The organism is Mycolicibacterium rutilum (assembly GCF_900108565.1).
GTDB classification, from domain to species: domain Bacteria; phylum Actinomycetota; class Actinomycetes; order Mycobacteriales; family Mycobacteriaceae; genus Mycobacterium; species Mycobacterium rutilum.
The window spans coordinates 2892092-2914406 of sequence record NZ_LT629971.1; the positions used below are offsets into that span (position 1 = coordinate 2892092).

The window sequence follows — 22315 nt, forward strand, 5'->3', positions numbered from 1 at the left end:
GTTGTTAAGTTAGCGCCGTTAGCCATCGAGCGGAGGACGGCGTGCTCCAACGAATCGCCCACCTGGCCATCGGGGCGCCCCGGCGCATCATCGCGGTTGCGGCACTGGTCATGGTGGCCTGCGGCATCTTCGGCGTACCCGTCGCCAAGCACCTGTCGGCCGGCGGATTCCAGGACCCGACGTCGGAATCCGCACGCGCCACCCAACTGCTGGTGGACAAGTTCGGTCAGGGCGACATGGAGCTGATCATCAGCGTGACCTCCGACAGCGACGTGCGCGGCCCGCAGGCACGCGCGGTGGGCACCGAGCTGGTCGACGAACTCGCCGCCTCGCCATACGTCGCTCAGGTCACCTCGGCGTGGACCGCGCCGGGTCCCGCCGCGCCCGCGCTGATCAGCAAGGACGGCAAGACGGGGCTGATCGTCGCGGGCATCACCGGCGGTGAGAGCGGCGCGCAGGATCACGCCAAGGAACTCACCGAGCGGCTCGTGCACGATCGCGACGGCGTCACCGTGCGCGCCGGCGGCGAGGCGATGACCTACGTGCAGATCAACGGGCAGAGCGAAAAAGACCTGCTGCGGATGGAAGCGATCGCGATCCCGCTGTGCTTCGTGGCGCTGGTGTGGGTGTTCGGCGGCCTGCTGGCCGCGGCGTTGCCGCTGGCGATCGGCGCTTCGCGATCCTGGGGTCGATGGCCGTGCTGCGGGGGGTCACCTTCGTCACCGACGTGTCGATCTTCGCGCTCAATCTGTCGGTGGCGATGGGGCTGGCGCTGGCGATCGACTACACGCTGCTGATCATCAGCCGGTACCGCGACGAGCTGGCCGACGGCGCGGATCCGGAGCGCGCGCTGCTGCGCACCATGGCGACCGCGGGGCGGACCGTGTTGTTCTCGGCGTTGACCGTCGCGCTGTCGATGGTCGCGATGGTGCTGTTCCCGATGTACTTCCTCAAATCGTTCGCCTACGCCGGGATCGCGGTGGTCACCTTCGCCGCCGTCGCCGCCGTGGTGGTGGCACCCGCAGCGATCGTGTTGCTCGGCGACCGGCTCGACGCGCTGGACGTGCGGCGGTTCGTGCGCCGGCTGTTCGGCAGGCCGGAGCCGGTGCGCAAACCCGCCGAGCAGACGTTCTGGTACCGCTGCACCAAATACGCGATGCGCCGCGCCGTTCCGATCGGGGTGTTGATCGTGGCGCTGCTGCTGCTCCTCGGCGCACCGTTCCTCGGCGCCAAATGGGGGTTTCCGGACGACCGCGTGCTGCCCATCACGGCGTCGGCGCGACAGGTCGGTGACGATCTGCGCACCAACTTCGCCGTCGACTCCGCGCAGAACGCCACGGTCGTCATCCCCGACACCCGCGACCTGAGGCCTGGCGACCTCGACCGCTACGCCGCGGACCTCTCGCGGGTGCCCGACGTGTCGTCGGTCTCGGCGCCCGGCGGAACTTTCGAAGACGGCCGCCGCGTCGGCCCACCGTCGGCGGCGACCGGCGCCAAGGACGGCAGCGCCTTCCTGACCGTGACCAGTACTGCGCCGTTGTTCAGCGACGCCTCCGAGGACCAGCTGAACCGGCTGCACGACGTGGCCACCCCCGGTGACGTCCCGGTCCAGGTGACGGGGGTCGCGCAGATCAACAGGGACAGCTCCTCGGCCATCACCTCGCGGCTGCCGATGGTGCTCGGGGTGATCGCGGTGATCACCTTCGTGCTGCTGTTCCTGCTGACCGGAAGCGTGATACTGCCGCTGAAAGCGTTGGTGCTCAACGTGTTATCGCTGACCGCCGCATTCGGCGCGCTGGTCTGGATCTTCCAGGAGGGGCACCTGGGCGCGCTGGGCACCACACCGACCGGAACGCTGGTGGCCAACATGCCGGTGCTGTTGTTCTGCATCGCGTTCGGACTGTCGATGGACTACGAGGTGTTCCTGGTGTCGCGGATCCGCGAGTACTGGCTCGCGTCGGCGCACACCGACGCGTCACCGCAGTCACGCAACGACGAGAGCGTCGCGCTCGGTCTGGCCAGGACCGGTCGCGTCGTCACCGCGGCGGCGCTGCTGATGTCGATCTCGTTCGCCGCGTTGATCGCCGCGGAGGTGTCGTTCATGCGGACGTTCGGCGTCGGGTTGACGCTCGCGGTGCTCGCGGATGCGACACTGGTGCGCATGGCGCTGGTGCCCGCGTTCATGCATCTGCTCGGCCGGTGGAACTGGTGGGCGCCGAAGCCGCTGGCCCGGCTGCACGAACGGATCGGGATCAGCGAGTCCGGCTCGGCTCGCTCCGAGGAACGAACGGTGGAATCGGCGGCGACAAGATGAAGCCGGACACCATCAAGCGGCGGCGTGCACCACGGGGTGCCGGCGAGCAGTTGCGCGACGAGATCCTCGACGCGACCACCGATCTGCTGCTCGAGACCGGTCACGCCAAGGACGTGTCGATCCGGTCGGTGGCGCAGCGGGTCGGCGTGACACCGCCGTCGATCTATCTGCATTTCGCCGACAAGGACGCGCTGCTGGACGCGGTGTGCGCGCGGTACTTCGAGAAGCTCGACGAGGAAATGCAGTCGGTCGCCGCCGGTCAGCCGTCGACGATCGAGGTGCTGCGCGCGCAGGGCCTCGCCTATGTGCGGTTCGCGATGAAAACCCCACAGCTCTACCGCATCGCGACGATGGGCGAGAGCCGGCCGGGCAGCGATGTGGACGTGGCGCTGAACAGTTCGGCGTTCGTGCACCTGCGGCACACGGTCGAGCAGCTGATGGCCGAGCGCATCTACCCGCCCGGCGACGCCACCGCCGCGGCGCTCGAGTTGATGACCGTCGCACACGGTGTGGCGGCCATGCTGATCTCCAAACCGTATCTGCCGTGGGGCGATGCCGAGGACTTCACCGATCGCGTGCTGGCCGCGGTGTGCCTGGGACACATCACGCTGGGAGTCATCGACCGCGACGCACCGGCCCAGGCATCCGTCGCGAAACTGAAGGGACTGCTCGATGTCGAACACAGTCGATAACCCGTTCTTCGCCAAGCTGTGGACGGTGCTGTCCGCCCACGAGACCGACGCCATCCGGCGGTTGCGCCGCGAGAACCTCGACGGGCTGACCGGCCGGGTGCTCGAGGTCGGCGCGGGCACCGGGACGAACTTCGAGTTCTACCCGGACACGGTGACCGAGGTGGTGGCCGTCGAACCCGAGCGCCGGCTCGCCGAACAGGCGCAGCGCGCCGCCGCCACCGCGCCGATACCGGTCACCGTCCGCACCGACACCGTCGAGCAGTTCATGGCCGCCGGCACTCAGCCGTTCGACGCGGTGGTCTGCTCGCTGGTGCTGTGCTCGGTCGAGGAACCGGAAAGCGTTCTGCGGCAGCTGCTTTCGCTGCTGCGGCCGGGTGGCGAACTGCGCTATCTCGAGCACATCGCCGGCGACGGCGCGCGGGCGCGCCTGCAACGGATCGCCGACGCGACCGTGTGGCCCCGGCTGCTCGGGAACTGCCACACCCACCGCCACACCGAGGACAGCATCGTCGCCGCCGGTTTCCAGGTGGCCGGCAAACGGCGGGAATGGACGATGCCGCGGTGGGCGCCGTTGCCGGTCGCCGAGGTTGCGATCGGCCGCGCTGTGCGGCCCGCGGGCTAGTCCAACAGTGCGGGCAGGCGCTGCAGCAGCGTCGGCAGCGCGGCGGCCGCCGGTTCGCGCAGCGACACCGTCGCGGAGTCCGACAGCGGGGTGCGCTCGGGATTGACCTCGATGACGGGAATGCCGTTGGCCAGCGCGAACTCCGGCAACCCGGCAGCGGGGTAGACGATCGACGACGTGCCGACCACGACGACCAGGTCGGCGCCGGTGACCGCTTCGACCGACCGCTGCCACGCGTCCTCGGGCAGCGCCTCGCCGAACCACACCACGCTGGGACGGATCATCCCGCCGCACACGCAGCGCGGCGGGTCGACCGTCTCCACCGGCTCGGGCATCTCGGGAAGCTCACCCTCATAGCCGACTTGGCAACGGTCGCAACGGAATTCGAACAGGCTACCGTGCAGGTGGTAGACCTTCTTGCTGCCCGCGCGCTCATGCAGGTTGTCGACGTTCTGGGTGACGACGTGCACGTCGGCGTAGTCCTGCCAGGCGGCGACCGCGCGGTGGCCGTTGTTCGGCTGCACCGCACCCATCATGTAGTGGCGCCACAGGTACCACGCCCACACCCGCTCGGGGTGGGCGCGCCAGCCGTCCGAGCTGGAGATCTCGTAGGGGTCGACCTTCGCCCACAGCCCGGTCTCGGCGTCGCGGAACGTCGGCACCCCGCTCTCGGCGGAGATACCCGCACCGCTGAGGACCGCTACTTGCACATGACCAAACTAGCGGCTCTGCGTAATACTGAACACGTGGCCAACTTGGGGGATTGGGTACGCATCGATCAGCGCACGTCAGGCGCCTTGTTCGACCAGCTCAGGACGCAGATCATCGACGGCGTGCGCGACGGCAGGCTGCCGCCGGGAACCAGGTTGCCCACCGTGCGGGAACTGGCCGGTCAGCTCGGCCTCGCGGTGAACACGGTCGCGCGGGCCTACCGGGAACTCGAGGCCGCCGGCATCGTCGAGACCCGCGGCCGGTTCGGCACGTTCATCGCCCGCGCCGACCCGGCGGACGAGGCGATGGCCGCGGCCGCGCACACCTTCGTGTCGGCGGCCAAGGCGCTCGGAATCGACAAGGCCGGCGCGCTGCGCTACGTCGAGATGGCGTTCGATTAACCGAACTCGAGCAGTGTGAACACCGGCCGGACCGGGTCGAACAGCGGAAGGCGCTGCATCGTCCACAGCGCCGCGTTCAGTGCCGCGCCCCGGCCGGGCGGCAGCGGCACGTCGTGCACGGCGCGGATCCCCGGGATCTCGTTGACCAGGTTGGCGACCTGCGACGGGGTCATGGAGAACGGCATCGGCGGCACCCGGTAGCTCAGCGACGGCCGCAGCAGGCCCCGGCTGATCAGCCGGGCGAACCACGCGGGCGGCAGGTCGAACATCATCCGGCCGCCGGGGAAGCGGCGCGCGCATTCGCCGATCAACCCCAGCGCTTCGTCGGGCTGCAGGTACATCAGCAGCCCCTCGGCGGTGATGAACACGCCGTCGGAAGCGTCCACCTGGTCCATCCAGCTGAAGTCCAGCGCCGACTGGGCCAGCATCCGAATCCGGTCCGACGGCGGCAGCAGCTTCTGGCGAAGCTCCACCATGGGCGGCAAATCCACTGTCAGCCAACGGAATTCGTGGCCGACGCCGGCGGCGTCGAGGCGGTAGAAGCTGGTCTGCAGGCCCTCGGCGAGCGCCACCACCGTCGCGCGCGGGTGGTCGCCGAGATAGCGGCGCGTCTCCTTGTCGAACGCCATCGACCGCACGGCCATGTCCTGGCGGCGCGACGAGCCGAACTTCGCGTAGTCGAAGTCGATCGAGTCGGCGAGCGTGATCGCCATCGGATCGTCGATGAGGGCGTCCGGGCGGCGCGCCTCGGTGGCACGTACCTGCAGCGTCATCAGCGCGGTCTCGGAAACCCCGCTCAGCGCGGACCCGTCGACCTTGGGCGAGGAGCTCACGCCAGCGAGGGTACTAGCGCAGGACTTTGTCCAGCGTGCGCAGGTTGCGGGTGGTGGTCGACGACTTGTACCGCTTCTTGCCCATGGTCTTGCCGATCGTGGTCTCCAGCGTTGTCGACCGCGGCACCTGCCAGTAGATGACGCCGTCGCCGCGCTCGATCTTCTCGTGCGGGCCGGCGCCGTCGGCGAGCGCGGCGAGCTCGTCGAGCACCTGCTCGTCGGTCACGAACGTCACGTAGGAGTGGTGGCCGTCCACCTCGCGCTCGAAGGGGAACGCTGCGGAGATCGCCGCCACCGCATCGATCGGGTACGCCAGCACCCAGGCGTCGTAACCGAACGCGTCGCGCAGCGCCTTCTGCGCCTTGGTGCGTACCGCATCAGTGCCGGCTCTGCTGTCCAGCAGCACGTTGCCGCTGGCGAGAATCGTTCGCACATTGGTGAATCCGGCGCCCTCGAGTGCGGCGGCGACCTCCGCCATCTTCAGGTTCACCCCGCCGACGTTGACGCCCCGCAGGAACGCCGCATACCGCGTCACGACGCGAACTCCAGCAGGGTGTGGCTGGGGCGGCCGCGGCGCAGGAAACCGACCCGGTCCCACAGCGGAGAGGCCAGCACCGTGAACAGGCCGCGGCCGCGCGGCATCGCGATGTCATGGGCGGCGCGCACGCCCGGGATGTGGCCGGCCAGCGCGACCGCGTCGTCCGGCGACATGCCGAACGGCATCGGCGGCGCGGTGTAGCGGTCGGAGAGTTTCAGTTTGCCCTGCATGGTGCGCACGCTGAACCAGCGCGGCACCGAGTCGAACATCATCCGGCCGCCGGGGAAACGGGCCGCGCAATCGCGGATCAGGTTCAGCGCGTCGTCGGGGTCGAGGTACATCAGCAGGCCTTCAGCGGTGATGAACACGCCCTCCGAACCGTCCACCTGGTCCATCCAGCTGCGGTCCAGGGCGGACTGCGCGAGCTCTACGACGCGGTCTTCACGCGGCAGCAGCTTGCGTCGCAGCGCCATCACCGGCGGCAAATCGATTGAGTACCAGGTCACTTCGTCGAGGACGCCGAGCCGGTCGAGGCGCCAGAAGCTGGTCTGCAGGCCCTCGGCGAGCGCCACCACCTCTGCCTGGGGATGCTCGGTGAGGTACTGGCGGGTGACGGTGTCGAAGGCGACCGCGCGCAGCCCGTGCGACTGGTTGGGCTTGCCGAACTTGCGATAGTCGTAGTCGATCGCGTCGAACAGCGTGACCGCCCACGGGTCGCGGATCACCCCGTCGGACCGCTTGGCCTCGCTGGCCCGGTTGTGCAGCGTCCACAGCGTGGTGGCCGAGACGCCCTCGAGAACATTGCCGTCGATCAGATCGGTCACATGTCAATGGTAAGGACGCTGGGTTATGAACAGACGTAGTCTTTCGTCATGGGACGCCACGTGTTCGACGACATGCTGCTCGCGCTGATCGGTGGGAATTCGCTGGGGGTTCTCGCGACCATCAAACGCGACGGCAGGCCGCAATTGTCAAACGTGTCGTACTACTTCGATCCGCGGGCGCTGACCATCCAGGTGTCGATCACCGAACCCCGCGCCAAGACCCGCAACATGCGACGCGACCCGCGCGCGTCGATCCACGTCAGCTCTGACGACGGCTGGGCGTACGCGGTCGCCGAGGGTGACGCGGTGCTCACCCCGCCGGCCGCCGCCCCCGACGACGACACCGTCGAGGCGCTGATCGCGTTGTACCGCAACATCGCCGGGGAACACCCGGACTGGGACGACTACCGCCGCGCCATGGTCGACGACCGGCGGGTGGTGATGACGCTGGGGATCTCTCACGTATATGGGATGCCGCCGGGGAGGCGTTAGAGCTACGCTGCCGTCATGGCATCGGATGCACCGGAAGACGACACCAAGCGGAAGTTCCGGGAAGCGCTGGAGCGCAAGAACGCCAAGGCCGCCGGCGGCGCCGCACACACGGACGGCGGAGCCAAGCAGCCGCGGGCACACGGGCCGGTCGAGAACCGCCGCGAGTTCCGGCGCAAGAGCGGCTGACCTAGCGCCTCTCTCGGACCAGGATCGCGGCGAGGCAGATCGCCGCGAGCACGGCCACGCCCACCGCGAAACTGACGCCCGCAACGCGTAAACCCCAGTGCTGCGCGGCCACCCCGACGCCGACCACCGGCACCGAGATCGCCACGTAGCCGATGACGAAGTACGTCGAGTTGACCTCGGCGCGCCGCTCGGCCGGGCTGCTCTCGGAGATGGCGGCCAGTCCTCGGCTGAAGCTCATGCCCTGCCCGGCGCCGGACACCACGGCCGCGGCGACGAGCCCGATGAGCGACGAAAGTTGCAGTGCGACAGCGAGGATCACCATTCCGGCGACGAGGATCGCGCAGCCCAGGGCCAGCGCCCGCTGTGGTGCCATCGTATTGGTGAGGACCTGGGTGAGCGCGGACGCGGCGAACACGGAACCGGCGATCAGCCCGGCCACCGCGTGGTTGCCGATGCCGACGACGTCGACCACAAACGACGGTGCGACCGCGGCGAACAGGCCCGTCACGGCGAACCCGGCGAAGCCCGCGATGCCGGCCAGGATGAACACCGCCCGCACCTCCGGGGGCACCGACAGCCGCTGCACGGCGAGCCGGCCGGACCGCGGCGACGTCTCCGGCACCAGCAGCACCGCGACCCCGGCAAGGGCGGCGAGCACGATGTGCACGACGAAGCTCAGGTGCAGGGGTTGCGGTGCGTACTGCACCAGGACTCCGGCCACGATGGGCCCGGCGCCCAGACCGCCGATGTTGGCGACCGTGGCGACGGCCGCGGCCCTGCTGCGCCACTGCGGCGGGGCGGCCTCGATGACCGCCGCCGTCGCGGTGCCGGTGAAGACACCGGCCGACAATCCGGAGAACACCCGCGCGACGAGCAGCGCCGGCACCGAATCCGCGACCAGGAATACCCCGCCGCTGATCAGTGCGGCGACCACGCCGCCGAGCAGCATCGGGCGCCGTCCGATCGCGTCCGACCATCGGCCGAACGCCAACAGCGCGAACAGCACGCCGCCCGCATACGCCGCGTAGATGACGGTGGTGGTGAGCACGTTGAAGTGCATCTGCTCGCCGTAGAGCGCGTACATCGGCGTCGGCATCGTGGTGCCGAGCATGATCGCGGCGAACGCGTACGCCAGCAGCGGGAACGCGATGCGGTGGGCGGTCACACGAGGACCCGCCGAGGCGGTTTCAAGCACGCTTGTTGATAACCACCTCGGCGGGCACCCTAATCCCGATCAGCTCAGTGAGCGACGGCTTTCTCGGCGCCGACGCCGGTCAGGGAGCGGACCTCGAACTCGGCGTTGATGTCGGGATCGCCGCGGTCCGGCGAGCTCAGTGTGCCGACGATGCCGAGCAAGAACGCCAGCGGGATCGACACGATGCCGGGGTTGGCCAGCGGGAACCACGCGAAGTCGACATTGGGCAGCATCGCGGTCTTGGATCCGGACACGGCCGGGGAGAACACGATGAGCAGGATCGTCGAGATCAGGCCGCCGTACATGCTCCACAGCGCGCCGCGGGTGTTGAACCGCGGCCAGTACAGCGAGTAGATGATCGTCGGCAGGTTGGCCGCAGCGGCCACCGCGAACGCGAGCGCCACCAGGAACGCGATGTTCTGCTCGGCGGCCAGGATGCCCAGGCCGATCGAGAGCACACCGAGCACCACGACGGTGATCCGCGAGACCCGGACCTGCTCGGCCTCGGTCACCCGGTGGCTCTTGAGCACGCTGGCGTAGATGTCGTGGGCGAACGACGTCGCCGCGGTGATGGTCAACCCCGCGACCACCGCGAGGATCGTCGCGAAGGCCACCGCCGAGATGATCCCGAGCAGGATCACCCCGCCCAGTTCGAAGGCCAGCAGCGGCGCCGCGGCGTTCTGTCCGCCGGGTGCGGCCAGGATCGTGTCGGGGCCGACCAGCGCGGCCGCGCCGTAGCCCAGCGCCAGGGTGAACAGGTAGAACGCGCCGATCAGCGCGATCGCCCAGACCACCGAGCGGCGGGCCTCCTTGGCCGTCGGCACCGTGTAGAAGCGCATCAGCACGTGCGGCAGGCCCGCGGTGCCGAGCACCAGCGCCAGCGCCAGCGAGATGAAGTTGATCTGCGAGGTCAGCGACGCGCCATACTGCGCGCCGGGGGCGAGCACGTCGCGGGCGGCGACGGCCTCGCTGCTCGAACCGGACACCGCGGACTGCGCGGCGCCGAGGATCTCAGAGAAGTTCGCGCCGAACTTGCCGAGCACCCACACCGTCATCAGCGCCGCGCCGCCGATCAACAGCACGGCCTTGATGATCTGGACCCAGGTGGTGCCCTTCATGCCGCCGATCAGCACGTAGACGATCATCAGCAGACCGACGACGGCGATCACCACGGCCTGGCCGAAGTCGCTGGTGACGTTGAGCAGCAGCGCGACCAGACCGCCGGCGCCGGCCATCTGCGCCAGTAGGTAGAACAGGCAGACCGCCAGCGTCGTGGTGGCCGCGGCCAACCGGACCGGGCGTTGCTTGAGCCGGAAGCTCAGTACGTCGGCCATCGTGAATTTGCCTGCGTTGCGGAGCAATTCGGCCACCAGCAGCAGGGCGACGAGCCAGGCGACGAGGAAGCCGATGGAGTAGAGGAAGCCGTCGTACCCGTACACGGCGATCGCGCCGGCGATGCCGAGGAAGCTGGCAGCCGACAGGTAGTCACCCGAGATCGCGATGCCGTTCTGCGGCCCGGTGAACGAGCGGCCGGCGGTGAAGAACTCCGCAGCGGTCGCGTTCTTCTTGCTGGCGCGGATCACGATGTAGAGCGTGACCGCGACGAACAGCGCGAAGATGCCGATGTTGGCCGCGGGGTTGCCGACGGTGGTGTCGGCCTGGGCGAGCAGCGTGGTCATACCGCACCGCCTTCGAGCTTGTTGCGGATCGCCTCGGCCCGCGGGTCGAGATCGCGGTTGGCGAAGCGGACGTAGATCCCGGTGATGATGAACGTCGAAACGAACTGGCCGAGCCCGATCAGCAGCCCGACGTTGATGTTGCCCCACACCTGGATGGCCATGAAGTCGTGGGCGAACGCGCCCAGCATCACGTAGGCCGCGTACCAGATGAGGAACACCGCGCTCATCGGGAAGACGAAGCGGCGCAACCGACGGCGGAGATCTTGAAACTCCGGGCTGGCCTGCACGGCCCGGAATTCGGCGCCGCTGACCGGGGTGTCCCGGTGCGGCATGTCTAGTTGGGGCATCACGAACTCCTGACTCGGGGTGTGAACGGCTCAGCTGCCGAAGCTAGATGAGATGCACGTCACATACCCATAGGCAGGACGGTCCACGCGCCGAAGCCCGGCACCGGTGCGGTGAACGGTCGATCGTCGACGATGAGCGGCGGGCAGATTCTCCCGTCAGGCCCGGGGCAGGCGTTCCACGCCCATGCCGAGGCGTTCCGGCACGTGCATGCGGGCGAAGATCTGCGCGACGCCCGCGGGTGCGGACGCCCGGGTCATGCGGCTCACCGCGATCATCGTCGTGAAGGCGACGGGCACGCTGACGGCCGCGGGGTAGCCGATCATCACCGCGGGCCATCCGCCGAGCGCGTCCTCGTCGATCGCGCCGGTGACCGCGAGCGTCACCGCCGTGCCCGACAGCAGGCCGCCGACGGCCAGCCCGCAGCCGGCGCCGACCGCGGTGAGCCCGCGCCACCAGATGCCCAGCACCAACAGCGGGCACAGCGTGGACGCCGCGACGGCGAACGCCAGCCCGACGCTGCGCGACAACTCGAGGCTGCCGGTGGTCGCCAGTGACAGCGGGATCGGGATCAACCCGCCGACGATCGCGGCGATGCGGAAGTCCCGGACCCGGCCGCGCAGCACGTCGGTCGACAGGGCGCCGGCGATGCTGACCAGCAGCCCCGACGACGTGGCGAGAAACGCCGCGATCGCGCCCGCCGCGACGAGCGCGGCGAGCAGGTCGCCGACCGGGCCGCCGATCGCCGAGCCGGGCGCGAGCAGCACCGCGGCGTCGGCGTTGGCGGTGATCAGCAGTTGGGGCACGTAGAGCCGGGCGAACGCGCCGAGAAGCGTTGGGAACAGGTAGAACAACGACAGCAGCATGATCACCGCCAGCGCGGTGCGCCGGGCCTGGCGGCCGTCGGGGTTGGTGTAGAACCGGACCAGCACGTGCGGCAGGCCCATGGTGCCCAGAAACGTCGCGACGATGATCGACAGCACCTGATAGAGCGGATGGCCGCCGCCGAGCCCGCCGCCTGAGGCGATCCACTCGGTGCCGGTGGTCGGTGCACCGGCCACCACCGGGGTGGACGCGCCGGCGGCCAGGGTGAGCGTCGAGCCGGCGCCGAGCGTGTGCTCACCGGGCGTCGGGATCGGTTGCTGGTCAACCGGATTGCCGTCGAGGGTGCCGCTGACCGTGATGCCCGCGGGCTGGGCGACCTGCACCACCACGTCGGTCTCGATGGCGACCGTGGTCTGCTGGTTGACCGTGGGGGGCAGCGGCCCGCCGAGTTCGCCGCCGCCCGAGAAGAACAGGCCGAGCAGCGCCAGCGCGGGGATCGCGACGGCGGTCAGCTTGAGCCAGTACTGGAACGCCTGCACGAACGTGATCGACCGCATGCCGCCGGCCACCACGTTGGCGATCACGATCGCGCCGACCACCAGCGGTCCGAGCCAGACGGGCACGCGCAGAAGCGTTTTCAGCGCCAGCCCGGCGCCCTGGTACTGCGGGACCAGGTAGAAGACACAGATCACCACCACCACGAGCATGGCGACCTTGCGCAGCCGCGCCGAGCCGAGTCGGAACTCGGCGAAGTCGGGGACCGTGTACGCGCCGGACCGCCGTAGCGGTGCCGCGACGAACAGCAGCAGTCCGAGATAGCCCGCGGTGAACCCGACCGGATACCACAACGCGTCGGCGCCGTACTTGGCGATCAGCCCGGCGACGCCGAGAAACGAGGCAGCCGAGAGGTATTCACCGGAAATCGCCGCGGCGTTCCAGCGGGGCCCGACACTGCGGGAAGCCACCAGGAAGTCGGAGGTGGTGCGGGAGAGCCGGACACCGTAGAAGCCGATCGCGACGGTGGCCACCGCGGCCGCGAGCAGGGCGGCGGCCGTCAACGGGGAGCCGGTCATGGTTCGCTGTCGACGACGCCGACGAAATCGCGCTCACCTTGTTCGGCCAGGCGCACGTAGAGCCTGCCGACGCCGTAGAGCAGGGGATAGGCGAACACGCCCATGACGAGCCAGTTCAGCCGCACGCCGAACACGGTGATCGCGGCCAGATCGGGAAAAGCCGCGTTCAGCAACGGGATTGCGACGACCACACAGACGACGACCGCCGCCAGGCGCAAGGCCAGGCCGAGCTGGGCGCGCATCAGGCCGCGCACCAGCGCGTCACCGACCTGGGTCTGCTCCTGCACCTCGACGCGGGTGCGGACCATGCGGGCGCCGCGGCGCTGGCCGAGCACGACGCGTTGGCGTTGCGGGCGTCCCGGCTCAGTCATCGGGCCTCAGATTGCGCATCGGGTCCCGGACGACGCGGTCGCGCAGCTCGCGCGCCTGGCGCCGGCTGACCGGAATTTCGACCGCGGGGGAGGCGCCGTTGGCGCGCAGCCGCACCAGCACCGCGCCGTCGCTGGTGCGCAGGCCGGTGACCATGCGCAGCGCCACCAGATAGGACCGGTGGACCCGCTGGAAACCCTTGTCACGCCAACGGGTTTCGAGTGTGCTGAGCGGTATCCGCACCAGGTGTGAGCCCGACGCCGAGTGCAGCCGCGCGTAGTCGCCCTCGGCCTCGACCCAGCCGATGGTGTCGCGCGGCACCAGGTGGGTGACGCCGCCGAGTTCGGCGGGGATGACGTCGTCGTCGGTGGTGGACTCGGCCGATTCGACCGAGCGCGCGGCCAGTACCCGGCGCACGGCTTCGTCGAGGCGTTCCTGCCGGATCGGCTTGAGCAGGTAGTCCAGCGCGCCGACGTCGAACGCCGCGACGGCCTTGTCGTCGTGCGCGGTGACGAACACGACCGCGGGCCGGTGCGAGAAGTTGGCCAGCACCTTGGCCAGCTCGATGCCCGACAGCCCGGGCATGTTGATGTCGAGGAAGATCGCGTCGAACGCACGGCGGTTGAGTTCGCGCAGCGCCGATGTGGCGTCGCCGCAGCGCAGCACGTCGCCGATGTCGCCGTGCTGCTCCAGCAGGTAGGCCAGCTCGTCGAGCGCGGGTGCCTCGTCGTCGACCGCAAGCACCGATAACCTGCTCACCCGAACGCTCCTCCGCTGGCCCGCACGCCCGACCGGAACTTGGGCACCCGCATGACCACCCGCGTGCCGGCGTCGATCGCCGTCTCGACCACCAGACCGTAATCGTTGCCGAACGCCGCGCGCAGCCGATGATCGACATTGGTCAGCCCGACGTGCGCGGAATGACTGTTGGCCGTGGGCGACCCGTCGGCCAGCGCGTCACCGGGCCCGGCCCGTAGCATCTCCGGATCCATCCCGACGCCGTCGTCTTCGATGGTGATCACGCAGTCCGAGCCCTCGTCGCGGGCGATGATCTCGATCTCGCCGCCGCCGCGGCCGGCGAAACCGTGTCGGACGGCGTTCTCCACCAACGGCTGCAGCGCGAGGAACGGCACCACGACGTTGAGCACCTCGGGGGCGACTTGCAGTTTGACCTTCAGGGCTTCGCCGAAACGGGCGCGTTCCAGCGTCAGGTAGCGGTCGATGTTGCGCAGTTCGTCCGACAGCGTGGTGTACTGCCCGGCGGCCCGAAACGAGTAGCGGGTGAAGTCGGCGAATTCGAGGATCAGCTCGCGGGCGCGGTCGGGGTCGGTGCGCACGAACGACGCGATCGTGTTGAGCGCGTTGTAGATGAAGTGCGGACTGATCTGGGCGCGCAGCGCGAGCACCTCGGCGCGGTCGAGGCGGGCGCGGGAGGCGTCGAGTTCGGCGAGTTCGATCTGGCTGGCCGCGTAGCGGGCGACCTCGCCGACCGCGCCGAGCAGGCCGGGCGCGGGGGAGTGGGTGGTCACCACGACCAGCACGCCGACGACCTCGCTGCCCTCGGCGAACAACGGTTGCGCGACGACCGCCCAGGTCCTGGCGTGGGTGAGCACGCGGCGCTCCCCGGAGATCGACTCGGCCGCCGCGCGTTCGCAGGCGTCGAGCACGTCGTCGGACCACAGGCCGGTGTCGGGTGGGTCGTGGGCCAGCAGTCCGCCGTCGCCGCCGTACATGGCGACTCCTTCGGTGCCGGTCAGCCCGCGCAGGAACGGCGCGGCGGTTTCCGCGGAGTCGGTGTCCAGTCCGCGGCGCAGCGCCCTGGCGGCGAGCGAGGCGGTGTGCAGCGCGGCGTGCACGGCGCGTTCGGTCGGCGTGGCCACCACGCGGCGGGTGCGCACCGCGATGACTGCGGCGGCGACCGCGGCCACGATCAGTACCGCGGCCAGAACCAGTGCGAGCTCGCCCGACATGATGGGGGCCACCTTAAACTGGGGAGGTGGCGAAACTGCAGCTTGTGCAAGATCCGGCGGCCGATGCGCTGCTGGAGTCCAACCCGTTCGCGTTGCTGACGGGCATGTTGCTGGATCAGCAGTATCCGATGGAGCACGCGTTCGGCGGTCCGAAGAAGATCGCCGACCGGCTCGGTGGCTTCGACGTCCGCGAGATCGCCGACTATGACCCCGAGAAGTTCGCCGAGCTGTGCTCGAAAACCCCTGCGATACACCGGTTTCCGGGCTCGATGGCCAAACGCGTCCAGGCGCTGGCGCAGCTGATCGTTGATCGCTACGACGGGGACGCCGCCGCGGTGTGGACGTCCGGCGATCCCGACGGCGCCGAGGTGCTGCGTCGGCTCAAGGGGCTGCCCGGCTTCGGTGAGCAGAAGGCGAAGATCTTCCTGGCGCTGCTGGGCAAGCAGTACGGCGTGACCCCAACGGGGTGGCGCAAGGCCGCGGGCGACTACGGCAAGGCGGGTTCGTACATGTCGGTGGCCGACGTCGTCGACGCCGGATCGCTGGAGAAGGTGCGGTCGTACAAGAAGCAGGCGAAAGCGGCCGCGAAGGCGGCTAGGGGCTAGGAACCGCCTTGCGCCGGGCCGGCGCGGCGTCGTCGGAGTCCAGCCGCGCCAACGTCTTGAGGACGCCTGCCACGACACGTCCCGTCGCGGTCCCGGTGTCGAGACCCTCCCTGAGGGTGCGCAGTCGCAGGCCCCGCTCGGTGAGTTCGGCGATCGTGCGGGTCACCTCGGTGCCGGTGCGGCCGAGCCGGTCGAGTCCGACGACGATGACGGTGTCGCCGGAACGGGCGTAGCTCAGCAGCGCGTGCAGCCCGGCGCGCACCCGGTCGGCGGATTCCGACAGTCGGTCGGTGAACACCCGACGCGGGTCGACACCCGCAGCGCTGAGCTCCGCGAGCTGACCGTCCAGGCCCTGCTCGGCGGTGCTTGCTGTGGCGTACCCCAGCGTGCAGGTCACCCGTCCACGGTCCCACGGTGCGTGCGGCCTTGGAAGCGACCGGCCGACATCGAGTCTCGTTGCCGACAGAACCGTTACCGGATGTCGACCTGGCCGAGCGCCGGACCGTCGAACCGTTCCCTGGTGGCGATCTCGGCCACCGGCCTACGTTTGAGTTTGGTCAGCTGGCGGACCGGCTTGCCGAGCGGCAGCAGCGCCGCGACGGCATAGGTGTCGGGGATGCCGAGCAGTTCCTTGATGCGGGGCTCCGACGCCACCGCTGCGGTGGTCAACACGCCGCCGTAACCCTCGTTGCGCGCGGCCAGCAGGATGTTCCACACGAACGGGTACACCGACGCGCCGGCGATCAGCCCGATCCGGTCCAGGTGCTGATCGAACGCCGCCACGACGCCGAGGTCGACACACACCACCAGCACCACCTCGGCGGTCCGCAGCGGCGACTGGTCGGGCACCCGGACCGCCGCGATGGTCTGCGCGTCGACACCGCAGGGCTGCACCGGATTCCACGGGCTCTCGCCGTTGCGGGCCTGCGCGATGTAGCGCTGAGCGGCCGGCACCGCACAGGCGATCAGCTCTTCGCGGGTCTGCTCATCGCGCACCGCGATCACCCGGTTGCCCTGCCGGTTGCCGCCGCTGGGCGCGAACCGCGCGTTGTCGAGGATGCGTTCGAGGACGTCGTCGGGCAGCGGCTCGCCGGTGTACTCGCGCACCGCGGCGGTCGTGCGCATGACGTCGTAGATGTCCATCGCTCTATCTTGGGGCTGTATCTTGGGCTTGTCGGTGGCGACCTGTGCGAAGGTGAGGATATGAAGACGCACCTGAACTGCCCGTGTGGCGAAGCGATCGTCGGCAAGGACGAGGAGGATCTGGTCGAGAAGGCCCAGGCCCACCTGTCCGAGGCGCATCCCGGTCGCGATTACGACCGGGACGCGATCCTCTTCATGGCTTACTGATCCCAGACCGACGCAATGGTCGATCGCGGGCCGGCGGATCGACCAAAACGTCGGTTTCGCGAGAACGAGTGACCCGTCACGGCACCACCGTCGAGCCGATGGTCGGCATGAACTGGCACTGCTTCTCGGTGGTGGTGACCTGCCCGAAGATCGTCGACAGGATGCTGCCCGATCCGGTGTCGGCGATGGCCGTCAGCGTCGTGGGCCCCTCCGGGTTGATGTCCGGGCGTGGCTTGAGCGTCGCGCTGCCCGACTTGCCGGTGGTCAGGTTGACCCAGGTGACGTTGAGCGGCAGCGTCTGCTCCGCCGCGGGGCCCGGTGTGCCGACCGCGGTGAACACGTAGGCCGTCTGACCGGGACCCGGCCCGGGTGTCGGGATCTTCGCCGGCCCGGCCACCGAGATCGCGGTGGCCAGCACGTTGCCGCCGTCCTTGAGGCAGCCGTTGCTGATCGACGGGTAGAGGAAGTCCTGCTTGGGCGGGGCGTCGGCACCGAACGCGGCGCCCGGGGCCGCCGCGGGCGCGGCCTCGGGTGCCGGAGCCGCTTCGGGTGCGGGGGCCGGAACGGGAGCCGGGGCGGCCGCTTCGGGTGCCGGCGCGGGGGCCGGCAACGCCTCGACGGGACCGACCGCGTGTGCCGGGTCGATGCCCGCCGGCAGATGGGCCTGCTCGCCCGGTACCGCACCCGGTGCGGGCGTGTGCGCGACGAACTGGTTCACCGCCGACGCGACATTGCGCGAATCCGCCGGGGCGATCGCATCGCCGGCGAACACCGCGGCGGCGGCCATCAGCGTGGAAGCCGCGTTGGTCGGGTCGGCGGCGGCCTGCTGGATCGCCGGGCTGATGCCCTGGACCGCGCTCAGGCCGGGCGCCTGCAGCACGTCGATCGGCAGTGCGGGCGCCGGCGCGGGCGCCGGTTGTGCCCCGGCCACACCGGCCACGCCGCCGACGAGCAGCGTGGCCGATGAACCGATCGCGACGGCGACGGTGGCGAACATCCTTCGAGCTGACATGGCTCCCCCTTGGTGTGCGAGTGGTGGTGTGTTGGCCTTCGTCGCCGTCACTGTCAGGGCAGGGCCGACAGCGGCATCAGCAGCGGTGCCACGCTCGCCGGCGCTGCGGCAGGTGCGGCAGCCGCAGCGGGCGCGGCGGCGACCGGAGCGCTCGGCAGGGCGGCGTTCGCGGCGGCCGGCAGCAGACCCGTCAGCGGCGAGTTCTGCGGCAGCAGTGACGCCAGGCCGGTCGGCAGGTTCGACAGCAGGTTCGCCGGGTTGGCCGGTGCGGTCGAGCTCGCCGGCGTGTTCAGCGGCGCGGCCGGCATGCCGGGCAGCGTCGAGGGCGGCTGGGGCAGGGTGACCGTGGCCGTCGCCGACGGCGGTGCCGCGGCCGGAGCGGCTGCCGGAGCCTGCGCATTGCCCAGCAGCGAGGTGAAGCCCTGCATCAGCTGCGTGGCGGCGGCAGGATTCGCGAGCTGCTCGATGAACGGCAGACCGGGCACGCTGGGCGCCGGCGCCGGCGGGGCGGGCTGAGCCGCCGCGGTGGCGCTCAGCGCAACAGCAGCCGACACCGCTCCCGCCGAGGCAATCATCGTGGTTACGAACAGTTTTCTGGTGCGGTGCATGGTTCTCCCAATCGGTTGTGTGGCACGCCTTCGCCCGAAGCTACGGAGTTACTGGTGTTACTCAAGTGACACGTGTGGCGGTTATTCAACCGTTACGGATGCGAAGGGAATCGGTGACCGTCTATAGAGTCAGTCGAATCGACACCTCGACCGCCGCCGATCCGTCGGCGCCGCGCGGACCTTCCCGACTGGCCGCCGCGGCGCCGATCCTGCTGGTGGTCAGCATCGCGGCCCGGCTGGCGTGGACGTATCTGGTGCCCAACGGTGCGAACTTCGTCGACCTGCACGTCTATGTGGGCGGGGCCGGCGCGCTCGACGGTCCCGGTGCGCTCTACGACTACGTCTACGCCGACCAGACCCCGGACTTCCCGCTGCCGTTCACGTATCCGCCGTTCGCGGCGGTGGTGTTCTACCCGCTGCACCTGCTGCCGTTCGGGCTCGTCGCGTTCCTGTGGCAGCTCGGCATCATCGCCGCGCTGTACGGGGTGGTGCGGGTCAGCCAGCGGCTGCTCGGCGGCGGGGACCGGCGTGTCGCGATGCTGTGGACGGCCGTCGGCATCTGGATCGAACCGCTGCGCAGCACCTTCGACTACGGGCAGGTCAATGTTCTGCTGGTGCTGGCGGTCCTGTACGCGGTGTACAGCACGCGGTGGTGGGTGTCGGGCCTGTTGGTCGGGCTGGCGGCGGGCATCAAACTGACGCCGGCGGTTTCCGGGCTCTACTTCGTGGGAGCGCGGCGATGGGGCGTCGTCCTCTGCTCGGCGGTGACTTTCTTTGCCACGATTGGCATTTCGGCGTTGATCGTCGGAGGGCAGACGCGTCGCTACTTCTTCGATCTGCTGGGCGACGCCGACCGCGTCGGGCCGATCGGGACGTCGTTCAACCAGTCGTGGCGGGGCGCGATCTCGCGGATCCTCGGCCACGACGCCCAGTACGGGCCTGCGGTGCTGGCGGGGATTGCCGTGACCGCGGTGCTGGCGCTGCTGGCGTGGCGCGCGATCGGCGGCGCGGCGGATCGACTGGGCGCGCTGGTCGTGGTGCAGCTGTTCGGGCTGCTGCTGTCGCCGATCTCGTGGACGCACCACTGGGTGTGGTTGATCCCGCTGATGATCTGGCTGTTGCACGGTCCGCTGCGGTCCCGACTCGGCGCGCGCGTGTTGGGCTGGGGCTGGCTCGCGTTGACGCTGATCGGGGTGCCGTGGCTGCTGAGCTTCGCGCAGCCGACGATCTGGGAGATCTCGCGGCCGTGGTATCTCGGGTGGGCCGGGCTGGTCTACGTCGTGGCGACGCTGGCGACGTTGGCCTGGGTCGCCGCTACTGGCCGACGATCCCGTTGATGTCGCGGGCCATCTCGACGTCCTTGTCGGTGATGCCGCCCTCGGAATGCGTGACCAGCGCGAAAGTCACTGTGCGCCATCGGATGTCGATGTCGGGGTGATGGTCTTTGGCTTCGGCGTGCTCGCCGACCCGGCGGACCGCGTCGATACCGTCGAGGAATGCCGGGAACTTGATCGAGCGACGCAGGGTGCCCTCGGCGCGCTCCCAGCCGGGCAGGTCGGGCAGTGCGGCGTCTACTTGGTCGTCCGTTAACACAGCCATGCGATTGACGGTATACCTTCGATCGCGATGTCAGATCAGATCGTGGTCGCCGGTGCGCTGATCGACGGCGCCGCGCTGCTGGTCGCCCAGCGTGAGCGGCCACCCGAGCTCGCCGGATTGTGGGAACTGCCCGGTGGCAAGGTCGCCGCGGGGGAGAGCGACGAGGCCGCGCTGGCGCGTGAACTGGCCGAGGAACTCGGCGTCGACGTAACGGTGGGTGCGCGCCTCGGAGCCGACGTCGCGCTGGGCCCGGCGACGTTCCTGCGGGCCTATCTCGTCACTCAGACCGGGGGCACGCTGCACCCCAACGACCACCGCGCGCTGCGCTGGGTCACTGCTGACGAACTCGATTGTCTCGCTTGGGTTCCCGCCGACCGCGCCTGGGTGGCCGACCTGAAGCTCGCGCTGGGCGGCTAGTAGCGCAGCCCGTCGTCGACGACTCGGACCCCCGCGTGATGATGTAGCGCGTAGATCGGATGCATCAGTGCCGGATGGCGGCAGTGGACGCAGGTTTCGCGCGAACGGTTGGTCGACGACAGCGTCAGGTGGTGACAGGTCGCGCACCGCACTACGTAGGACGCGCCCATCCAGTTGAGTAATCCGATGTAGATCGCCGCGACTGCCGCGGCTGCGAGCAGTCCGATGAGTACCAGGGCGGAAATCTCGTACGCCACGATCAACTACCTCCCTCTGATCGGGGATGCTGTCGACAATACGAGTGCACCCTGCTCATAGCCTGTGAACGCGGCTAGTGTTCCAAGCCATGCGTGTGCTGCGCGTCATCTGGCGAGGTGTGCTCGCGTTCGACCGGATCGGCGCTCGCGTACCGCAACTGGTGCAGATGTGGCTGGTGGAGCTGTTCTTCGCGGTGCCGCTGACATCCTTCATCGCGAAACTCATCGACATCCGCGGGGCGTTCGGTGTCCCGGGCACCGGCGCGTCTCTCGACGGCGTGTTCTGGGGCGCGCTCGCGGTGTCGGTGGTGTGCGGCTTCTTCTTCGTCCGCGGGCTCGTCAAACCGCGTGTGAAACACGGGTCGTGGACGCCGATGGTCAGCGCCGACATCGGCGACGTCACCCTCTACGGCGGCAACCGCGCGTGGCGCGTCGAATACGACTATCTGATAAGCCATCCGTCGTACTCGCTGCTGCTGTTGCTCACCGCGCCGATCCCCGCCGTCATGGTGCTCATGACGATCAATCACGGCGACAACACGTTCTACTGGCGCGTGGCGGGCGTCGTCGGACTCGTCGTCCTGGCGCTGATGGCGGTGGCGCGCTTGGTGAGTTGGTACGTGTTCCGGATCGCCCGCCGCGACATCGATGCGCACGCCGCCGCGCAGGGTATGTCCCCGCGCAAGCTCGGCTGGGAGATGGCGTGGAAACCGCTGCTGATGCTCGTGGTGATGTGCTACGTCGTGGTCGGCGTCCCGATCGCCTACATGTGGTGGGACGAGCTGCGCACGATCGACAAGCTGCCCGTCGTGACTGTCGCCGACGGGGTCGATGCGGTGGACCAGTACCGGCGGGTCGAGGGCGACGTCGTCGGCAAACCCGTCTACTGGGCGCCGGGCGGGACCGGCCGGGGCGGCAACAACTTCTCCGGAGCCGGTGTGCTGGTTAATCTTCCGTCCGGCGGTGAAGCGCTGCTCCTGGCCGAGTCGCTGTCGGTGCCCGACTTCGTCGGGGTGATGGACGACGTCCGCAACGACGAGATCCGCACCCACGGGCGTGTCATCGACGCGATCACCGAGACGCAGCAGCAGTACTACGGCTTCGACGAAAATGCCTTCGAGGACCCGCCTCCGGACGGGCGGGTGCTGGTGCTCCTGTCATACCCGTAGGCGCCGGCGGGGTAGGCGCTATTTGCGCCGCGCGCGCTTGAACACCTTCGTCAGATCCTTGCCGCGCAGCCCGTTGCGTTCGGCCTTGCGAACCTCGTGCACCACGACGGGGCAGCGCTTGCACCGCGGTTTGCTGCGGCAGCATTTCTTCTTGGGTTTGAGGTCGGCGAGCTTGCTGGGCTTCAAGTGACGGGCATCTCTCGTTTTCGTGATTGGCCGACCGCACTGC

28 protein-coding genes and 1 pseudogene are annotated in these 22315 nt (G+C 69.4%); 11 read left to right on the forward strand and 18 right to left on the reverse strand.

The window, feature by feature from the left end; translation table 11 throughout:
- Nucleotides 1–41 precede the first annotated feature (41 nt).
- From BLW81_RS14175 to BLW81_RS14185, 3 genes and pseudogenes are all read left to right on the forward strand, one after another.
- Nucleotides 42–2314, forward strand: a pseudogene (locus tag BLW81_RS14175) (MMPL family transporter).
- Entirely contained in the window at nucleotides 2311–3006 is a 696-nt protein-coding gene (locus BLW81_RS14180) for a TetR/AcrR family transcriptional regulator (protein WP_083407706.1), read from the forward strand. Before BLW81_RS14175 ends, BLW81_RS14180 begins: the two are co-directional and overlap by 4 nt.
- Complete coding sequence (locus tag BLW81_RS14185; RefSeq protein WP_083407707.1) at nucleotides 2987–3628, forward strand: class I SAM-dependent methyltransferase; 642 nt, start codon at nucleotides 2987–2989, stop codon at nucleotides 3626–3628. The genes BLW81_RS14180 and BLW81_RS14185 overlap by 20 nt, the downstream gene beginning before the upstream one ends.
- On the opposite strand, the gene BLW81_RS14190 is transcribed toward BLW81_RS14185, so the two are convergent.
- Complete coding sequence (locus BLW81_RS14190) at nucleotides 3625–4338, reverse strand: NAD-dependent deacylase (protein WP_083407708.1); 714 nt, start codon at nucleotides 4336–4338, stop codon at nucleotides 3625–3627. The genes BLW81_RS14185 and BLW81_RS14190 overlap by 4 nt on opposite strands.
- Nucleotides 4339–4374: 36 nt before the next feature.
- Here BLW81_RS14190 and BLW81_RS14195 point away from each other — a divergent pair, with 36 nt between their 5' ends.
- Nucleotides 4375–4740, forward strand: a complete 366-nt coding sequence (locus BLW81_RS14195) for an Rv1152 family transcriptional regulator (protein WP_083407709.1) — start codon at nucleotides 4375–4377, stop codon at nucleotides 4738–4740.
- Here BLW81_RS14195 and BLW81_RS14200 read toward each other — a convergent pair.
- From BLW81_RS14200 to BLW81_RS14210, 3 genes are all read right to left on the reverse strand, one after another.
- Nucleotides 4737–5513, reverse strand: a complete 777-nt coding sequence (locus tag BLW81_RS14200; RefSeq protein WP_173839723.1) for a class I SAM-dependent methyltransferase — start codon at nucleotides 5511–5513, stop codon at nucleotides 4737–4739. The genes BLW81_RS14195 and BLW81_RS14200 overlap by 4 nt on opposite strands.
- 73 nt (nucleotides 5514–5586) lie before the next feature.
- Nucleotides 5587–6108 (reverse strand): DUF1697 domain-containing protein, encoded by a 522-nt coding sequence (locus BLW81_RS14205; protein ID WP_083407711.1) that lies wholly within the window; start codon nucleotides 6106–6108, stop codon nucleotides 5587–5589.
- A complete protein-coding gene (locus BLW81_RS14210) occupies nucleotides 6105–6935 on the reverse strand; it encodes a class I SAM-dependent methyltransferase (RefSeq protein ID WP_162277403.1) in 831 nt (276 codons plus the stop codon). The genes BLW81_RS14205 and BLW81_RS14210 overlap by 4 nt, the downstream gene beginning before the upstream one ends.
- 48 nt (nucleotides 6936–6983) lie before the next feature.
- On the opposite strand from BLW81_RS14210, the gene BLW81_RS14215 reads away from it, so the two are divergent.
- Entirely contained in the window at nucleotides 6984–7427 is a 444-nt protein-coding gene (locus BLW81_RS14215; protein ID WP_083407712.1) for a PPOX class F420-dependent oxidoreductase, read from the forward strand.
- Between the two features lie 15 nt (nucleotides 7428–7442).
- A complete protein-coding gene (locus BLW81_RS29380; protein ID WP_157897696.1) occupies nucleotides 7443–7613 on the forward strand; it encodes a DUF5302 domain-containing protein in 171 nt (56 codons plus the stop codon).
- A gap of 1 nt (nucleotide 7614) precedes the next feature.
- On the opposite strand, the gene BLW81_RS14220 is transcribed toward BLW81_RS29380, so the two are convergent.
- The 7 genes from BLW81_RS14220 to BLW81_RS14250 all read right to left on the reverse strand — a co-directional run bounded on the left by BLW81_RS14220 (nucleotide 7615) and on the right by BLW81_RS14250 (nucleotide 15069).
- On the reverse strand, nucleotides 7615–8778 hold the full coding sequence (locus tag BLW81_RS14220; RefSeq protein WP_268875599.1) for an MFS transporter: 1164 nt from the start codon (nucleotides 8776–8778) through the stop codon (nucleotides 7615–7617).
- Nucleotides 8779–8852: 74 nt separating this feature from the next.
- Entirely contained in the window at nucleotides 8853–10487 is a 1635-nt protein-coding gene (locus BLW81_RS14225) for a monocarboxylic acid transporter (protein WP_083407713.1), read from the reverse strand.
- Nucleotides 10484–10834: a DUF485 domain-containing protein gene (locus tag BLW81_RS14230; protein ID WP_083410544.1), complete on the reverse strand. Its 351-nt coding sequence runs from the start codon at nucleotides 10832–10834 to the stop codon at nucleotides 10484–10486. Before BLW81_RS14230 ends, BLW81_RS14225 begins: the two co-directional genes overlap by 4 nt.
- 156 nt (nucleotides 10835–10990) lie before the next feature.
- Entirely contained in the window at nucleotides 10991–12730 is a 1740-nt protein-coding gene (locus BLW81_RS14235) for a sodium/solute symporter (RefSeq protein ID WP_083407714.1), read from the reverse strand.
- Nucleotides 12727–13101, reverse strand: coding sequence for a hypothetical protein (locus tag BLW81_RS14240; RefSeq protein WP_083407715.1), 375 nt, complete (start codon nucleotides 13099–13101; stop codon nucleotides 12727–12729). The genes BLW81_RS14235 and BLW81_RS14240 overlap by 4 nt, the downstream gene beginning before the upstream one ends.
- Nucleotides 13094–13858, reverse strand: a complete 765-nt coding sequence (locus BLW81_RS14245; protein WP_083407716.1) for a LytR/AlgR family response regulator transcription factor — start codon at nucleotides 13856–13858, stop codon at nucleotides 13094–13096. The genes BLW81_RS14240 and BLW81_RS14245 overlap by 8 nt, the downstream gene beginning before the upstream one ends.
- On the reverse strand, nucleotides 13855–15069 hold the full coding sequence (locus BLW81_RS14250) for a sensor histidine kinase (RefSeq protein WP_083407717.1): 1215 nt from the start codon (nucleotides 15067–15069) through the stop codon (nucleotides 13855–13857). Before BLW81_RS14250 ends, BLW81_RS14245 begins: the two co-directional genes overlap by 4 nt.
- A 26-nt stretch (nucleotides 15070–15095) precedes the next feature.
- Between BLW81_RS14250 and BLW81_RS14255 the strand changes: the two genes are divergently transcribed.
- The gene (locus BLW81_RS14255) at nucleotides 15096–15674 is read left to right on the forward strand and encodes an HhH-GPD-type base excision DNA repair protein (RefSeq protein WP_083407718.1); all 579 of its coding nucleotides are present in this window, start codon (nucleotides 15096–15098) and stop codon (nucleotides 15672–15674) included.
- Here the strand turns inward: BLW81_RS14255 and BLW81_RS14260 are convergent.
- Nucleotides 15664–16071: a recombinase family protein gene (locus tag BLW81_RS14260; RefSeq protein WP_083407719.1), complete on the reverse strand. Its 408-nt coding sequence runs from the start codon at nucleotides 16069–16071 to the stop codon at nucleotides 15664–15666. The two genes, BLW81_RS14255 and BLW81_RS14260, sit on opposite strands and share 11 nt — an antisense overlap.
- Nucleotides 16072–16145: 74 nt before the next feature.
- On the reverse strand, nucleotides 16146–16817 hold the full coding sequence (locus BLW81_RS14265) for a nitroreductase family protein (protein ID WP_083407720.1): 672 nt from the start codon (nucleotides 16815–16817) through the stop codon (nucleotides 16146–16148).
- A gap of 60 nt (nucleotides 16818–16877) precedes the next feature.
- Between BLW81_RS14265 and BLW81_RS14270 the strand changes: the two genes are divergently transcribed.
- Complete coding sequence (locus BLW81_RS14270) at nucleotides 16878–17024, forward strand: DUF1059 domain-containing protein (RefSeq protein WP_068150949.1); 147 nt, start codon at nucleotides 16878–16880, stop codon at nucleotides 17022–17024.
- Between the two features lie 76 nt (nucleotides 17025–17100).
- Here BLW81_RS14270 and BLW81_RS14275 read toward each other — a convergent pair whose 3' ends face one another.
- Nucleotides 17101–18036, reverse strand: coding sequence for an Rv1157c family protein (locus BLW81_RS14275; RefSeq protein WP_083407721.1), 936 nt, complete (start codon nucleotides 18034–18036; stop codon nucleotides 17101–17103).
- A 53-nt stretch (nucleotides 18037–18089) separates the two neighbouring features.
- Nucleotides 18090–18644 carry a hypothetical protein gene (locus tag BLW81_RS14280; protein ID WP_083407722.1) on the reverse strand — a complete coding sequence of 185 codons (555 nt, stop codon included), beginning with the start codon at nucleotides 18642–18644 and terminating at the stop codon, nucleotides 18090–18092.
- Between the two features lie 98 nt (nucleotides 18645–18742).
- Between BLW81_RS14280 and BLW81_RS14285 the strand changes: the two genes are divergently transcribed.
- Nucleotides 18743–19981, forward strand: a complete 1239-nt coding sequence (locus BLW81_RS14285) for a mannosyltransferase (RefSeq protein WP_083407723.1) — start codon at nucleotides 18743–18745, stop codon at nucleotides 19979–19981.
- On the opposite strand, the gene BLW81_RS14290 is transcribed toward BLW81_RS14285, so the two are convergent.
- Nucleotides 19959–20243, reverse strand: a complete 285-nt coding sequence (locus BLW81_RS14290) for a 4a-hydroxytetrahydrobiopterin dehydratase (RefSeq protein ID WP_083407724.1) — start codon at nucleotides 20241–20243, stop codon at nucleotides 19959–19961. The genes BLW81_RS14285 and BLW81_RS14290 overlap by 23 nt on opposite strands.
- 27 nt (nucleotides 20244–20270) lie before the next feature.
- Here BLW81_RS14290 and BLW81_RS14295 point away from each other — a divergent pair, with 27 nt between their 5' ends.
- On the forward strand, nucleotides 20271–20660 hold the full coding sequence (locus BLW81_RS14295; RefSeq protein WP_083407725.1) for a (deoxy)nucleoside triphosphate pyrophosphohydrolase: 390 nt from the start codon (nucleotides 20271–20273) through the stop codon (nucleotides 20658–20660).
- Here BLW81_RS14295 and BLW81_RS14300 read toward each other — a convergent pair.
- Nucleotides 20657–20917 (reverse strand): hypothetical protein, encoded by a 261-nt coding sequence (locus tag BLW81_RS14300; protein WP_407662332.1) that lies wholly within the window; start codon nucleotides 20915–20917, stop codon nucleotides 20657–20659. The genes BLW81_RS14295 and BLW81_RS14300 overlap by 4 nt on opposite strands.
- 89 nt (nucleotides 20918–21006) lie before the next feature.
- Here BLW81_RS14300 and BLW81_RS14305 point away from each other — a divergent pair, with 89 nt between their 5' ends.
- Nucleotides 21007–22086, forward strand: a complete 1080-nt coding sequence (locus BLW81_RS14305; protein ID WP_083407726.1) for a hypothetical protein — start codon at nucleotides 21007–21009, stop codon at nucleotides 22084–22086.
- Nucleotides 22087–22104: 18 nt separating this feature from the next.
- Here BLW81_RS14305 and BLW81_RS29625 read toward each other — a convergent pair whose 3' ends face one another.
- Nucleotides 22105–22272 carry a hypothetical protein gene (locus BLW81_RS29625; RefSeq protein WP_157897697.1) on the reverse strand — a complete coding sequence of 56 codons (168 nt, stop codon included), beginning with the start codon at nucleotides 22270–22272 and terminating at the stop codon, nucleotides 22105–22107.
- Between the last annotated feature and the right edge of the window lie 43 nt (nucleotides 22273–22315).

Coding starts and splice junctions, on each gene's coding strand:
- BLW81_RS14180 (WP_083407706.1), top strand. CDS start 2,311: ATGAAGCCGGACACCATCAAGCGGCGGCGTGCACCACGGGGTGCCGGC.
- BLW81_RS14185 (WP_083407707.1), top strand. CDS start 2,987: ATGTCGAACACAGTCGATAACCCGTTCTTCGCCAAGCTGTGGACGGTG.
- BLW81_RS14200 (WP_173839723.1), bottom strand. CDS start 5,513: ATGACGCTGCAGGTACGTGCCACCGAGGCGCGCCGCCCGGACGCCCTC.
- BLW81_RS14215 (WP_083407712.1), top strand. CDS start 6,984: ATGGGACGCCACGTGTTCGACGACATGCTGCTCGCGCTGATCGGTGGG.
- BLW81_RS29380 (WP_157897696.1), top strand. CDS start 7,443: ATGGCATCGGATGCACCGGAAGACGACACCAAGCGGAAGTTCCGGGAA.
- BLW81_RS14225 (WP_083407713.1), bottom strand. CDS start 10,487: ATGACCACGCTGCTCGCCCAGGCCGACACCACCGTCGGCAACCCCGCG.
- BLW81_RS14230 (WP_083410544.1), bottom strand. CDS start 10,834: ATGCCCCAACTAGACATGCCGCACCGGGACACCCCGGTCAGCGGCGCC.
- BLW81_RS14235 (WP_083407714.1), bottom strand. CDS start 12,730: ATGACCGGCTCCCCGTTGACGGCCGCCGCCCTGCTCGCGGCCGCGGTG.
- BLW81_RS14240 (WP_083407715.1), bottom strand. CDS start 13,101: ATGACTGAGCCGGGACGCCCGCAACGCCAACGCGTCGTGCTCGGCCAG.
- BLW81_RS14250 (WP_083407717.1), bottom strand. CDS start 15,069: ATGTCGGGCGAGCTCGCACTGGTTCTGGCCGCGGTACTGATCGTGGCC.
- BLW81_RS14265 (WP_083407720.1), bottom strand. CDS start 16,817: ATGGACATCTACGACGTCATGCGCACGACCGCCGCGGTGCGCGAGTAC.
- BLW81_RS14270 (WP_068150949.1), top strand. CDS start 16,878: ATGAAGACGCACCTGAACTGCCCGTGTGGCGAAGCGATCGTCGGCAAG.
- BLW81_RS14275 (WP_083407721.1), bottom strand. CDS start 18,036: ATGTCAGCTCGAAGGATGTTCGCCACCGTCGCCGTCGCGATCGGTTCA.
- BLW81_RS14280 (WP_083407722.1), bottom strand. CDS start 18,644: ATGCACCGCACCAGAAAACTGTTCGTAACCACGATGATTGCCTCGGCG.
- BLW81_RS14285 (WP_083407723.1), top strand. CDS start 18,743: ATGCGAAGGGAATCGGTGACCGTCTATAGAGTCAGTCGAATCGACACC.
- BLW81_RS14290 (WP_083407724.1), bottom strand. CDS start 20,243: ATGGCTGTGTTAACGGACGACCAAGTAGACGCCGCACTGCCCGACCTG.
- BLW81_RS14295 (WP_083407725.1), top strand. CDS start 20,271: ATGTCAGATCAGATCGTGGTCGCCGGTGCGCTGATCGACGGCGCCGCG.
- BLW81_RS14305 (WP_083407726.1), top strand. CDS start 21,007: ATGCGTGTGCTGCGCGTCATCTGGCGAGGTGTGCTCGCGTTCGACCGG.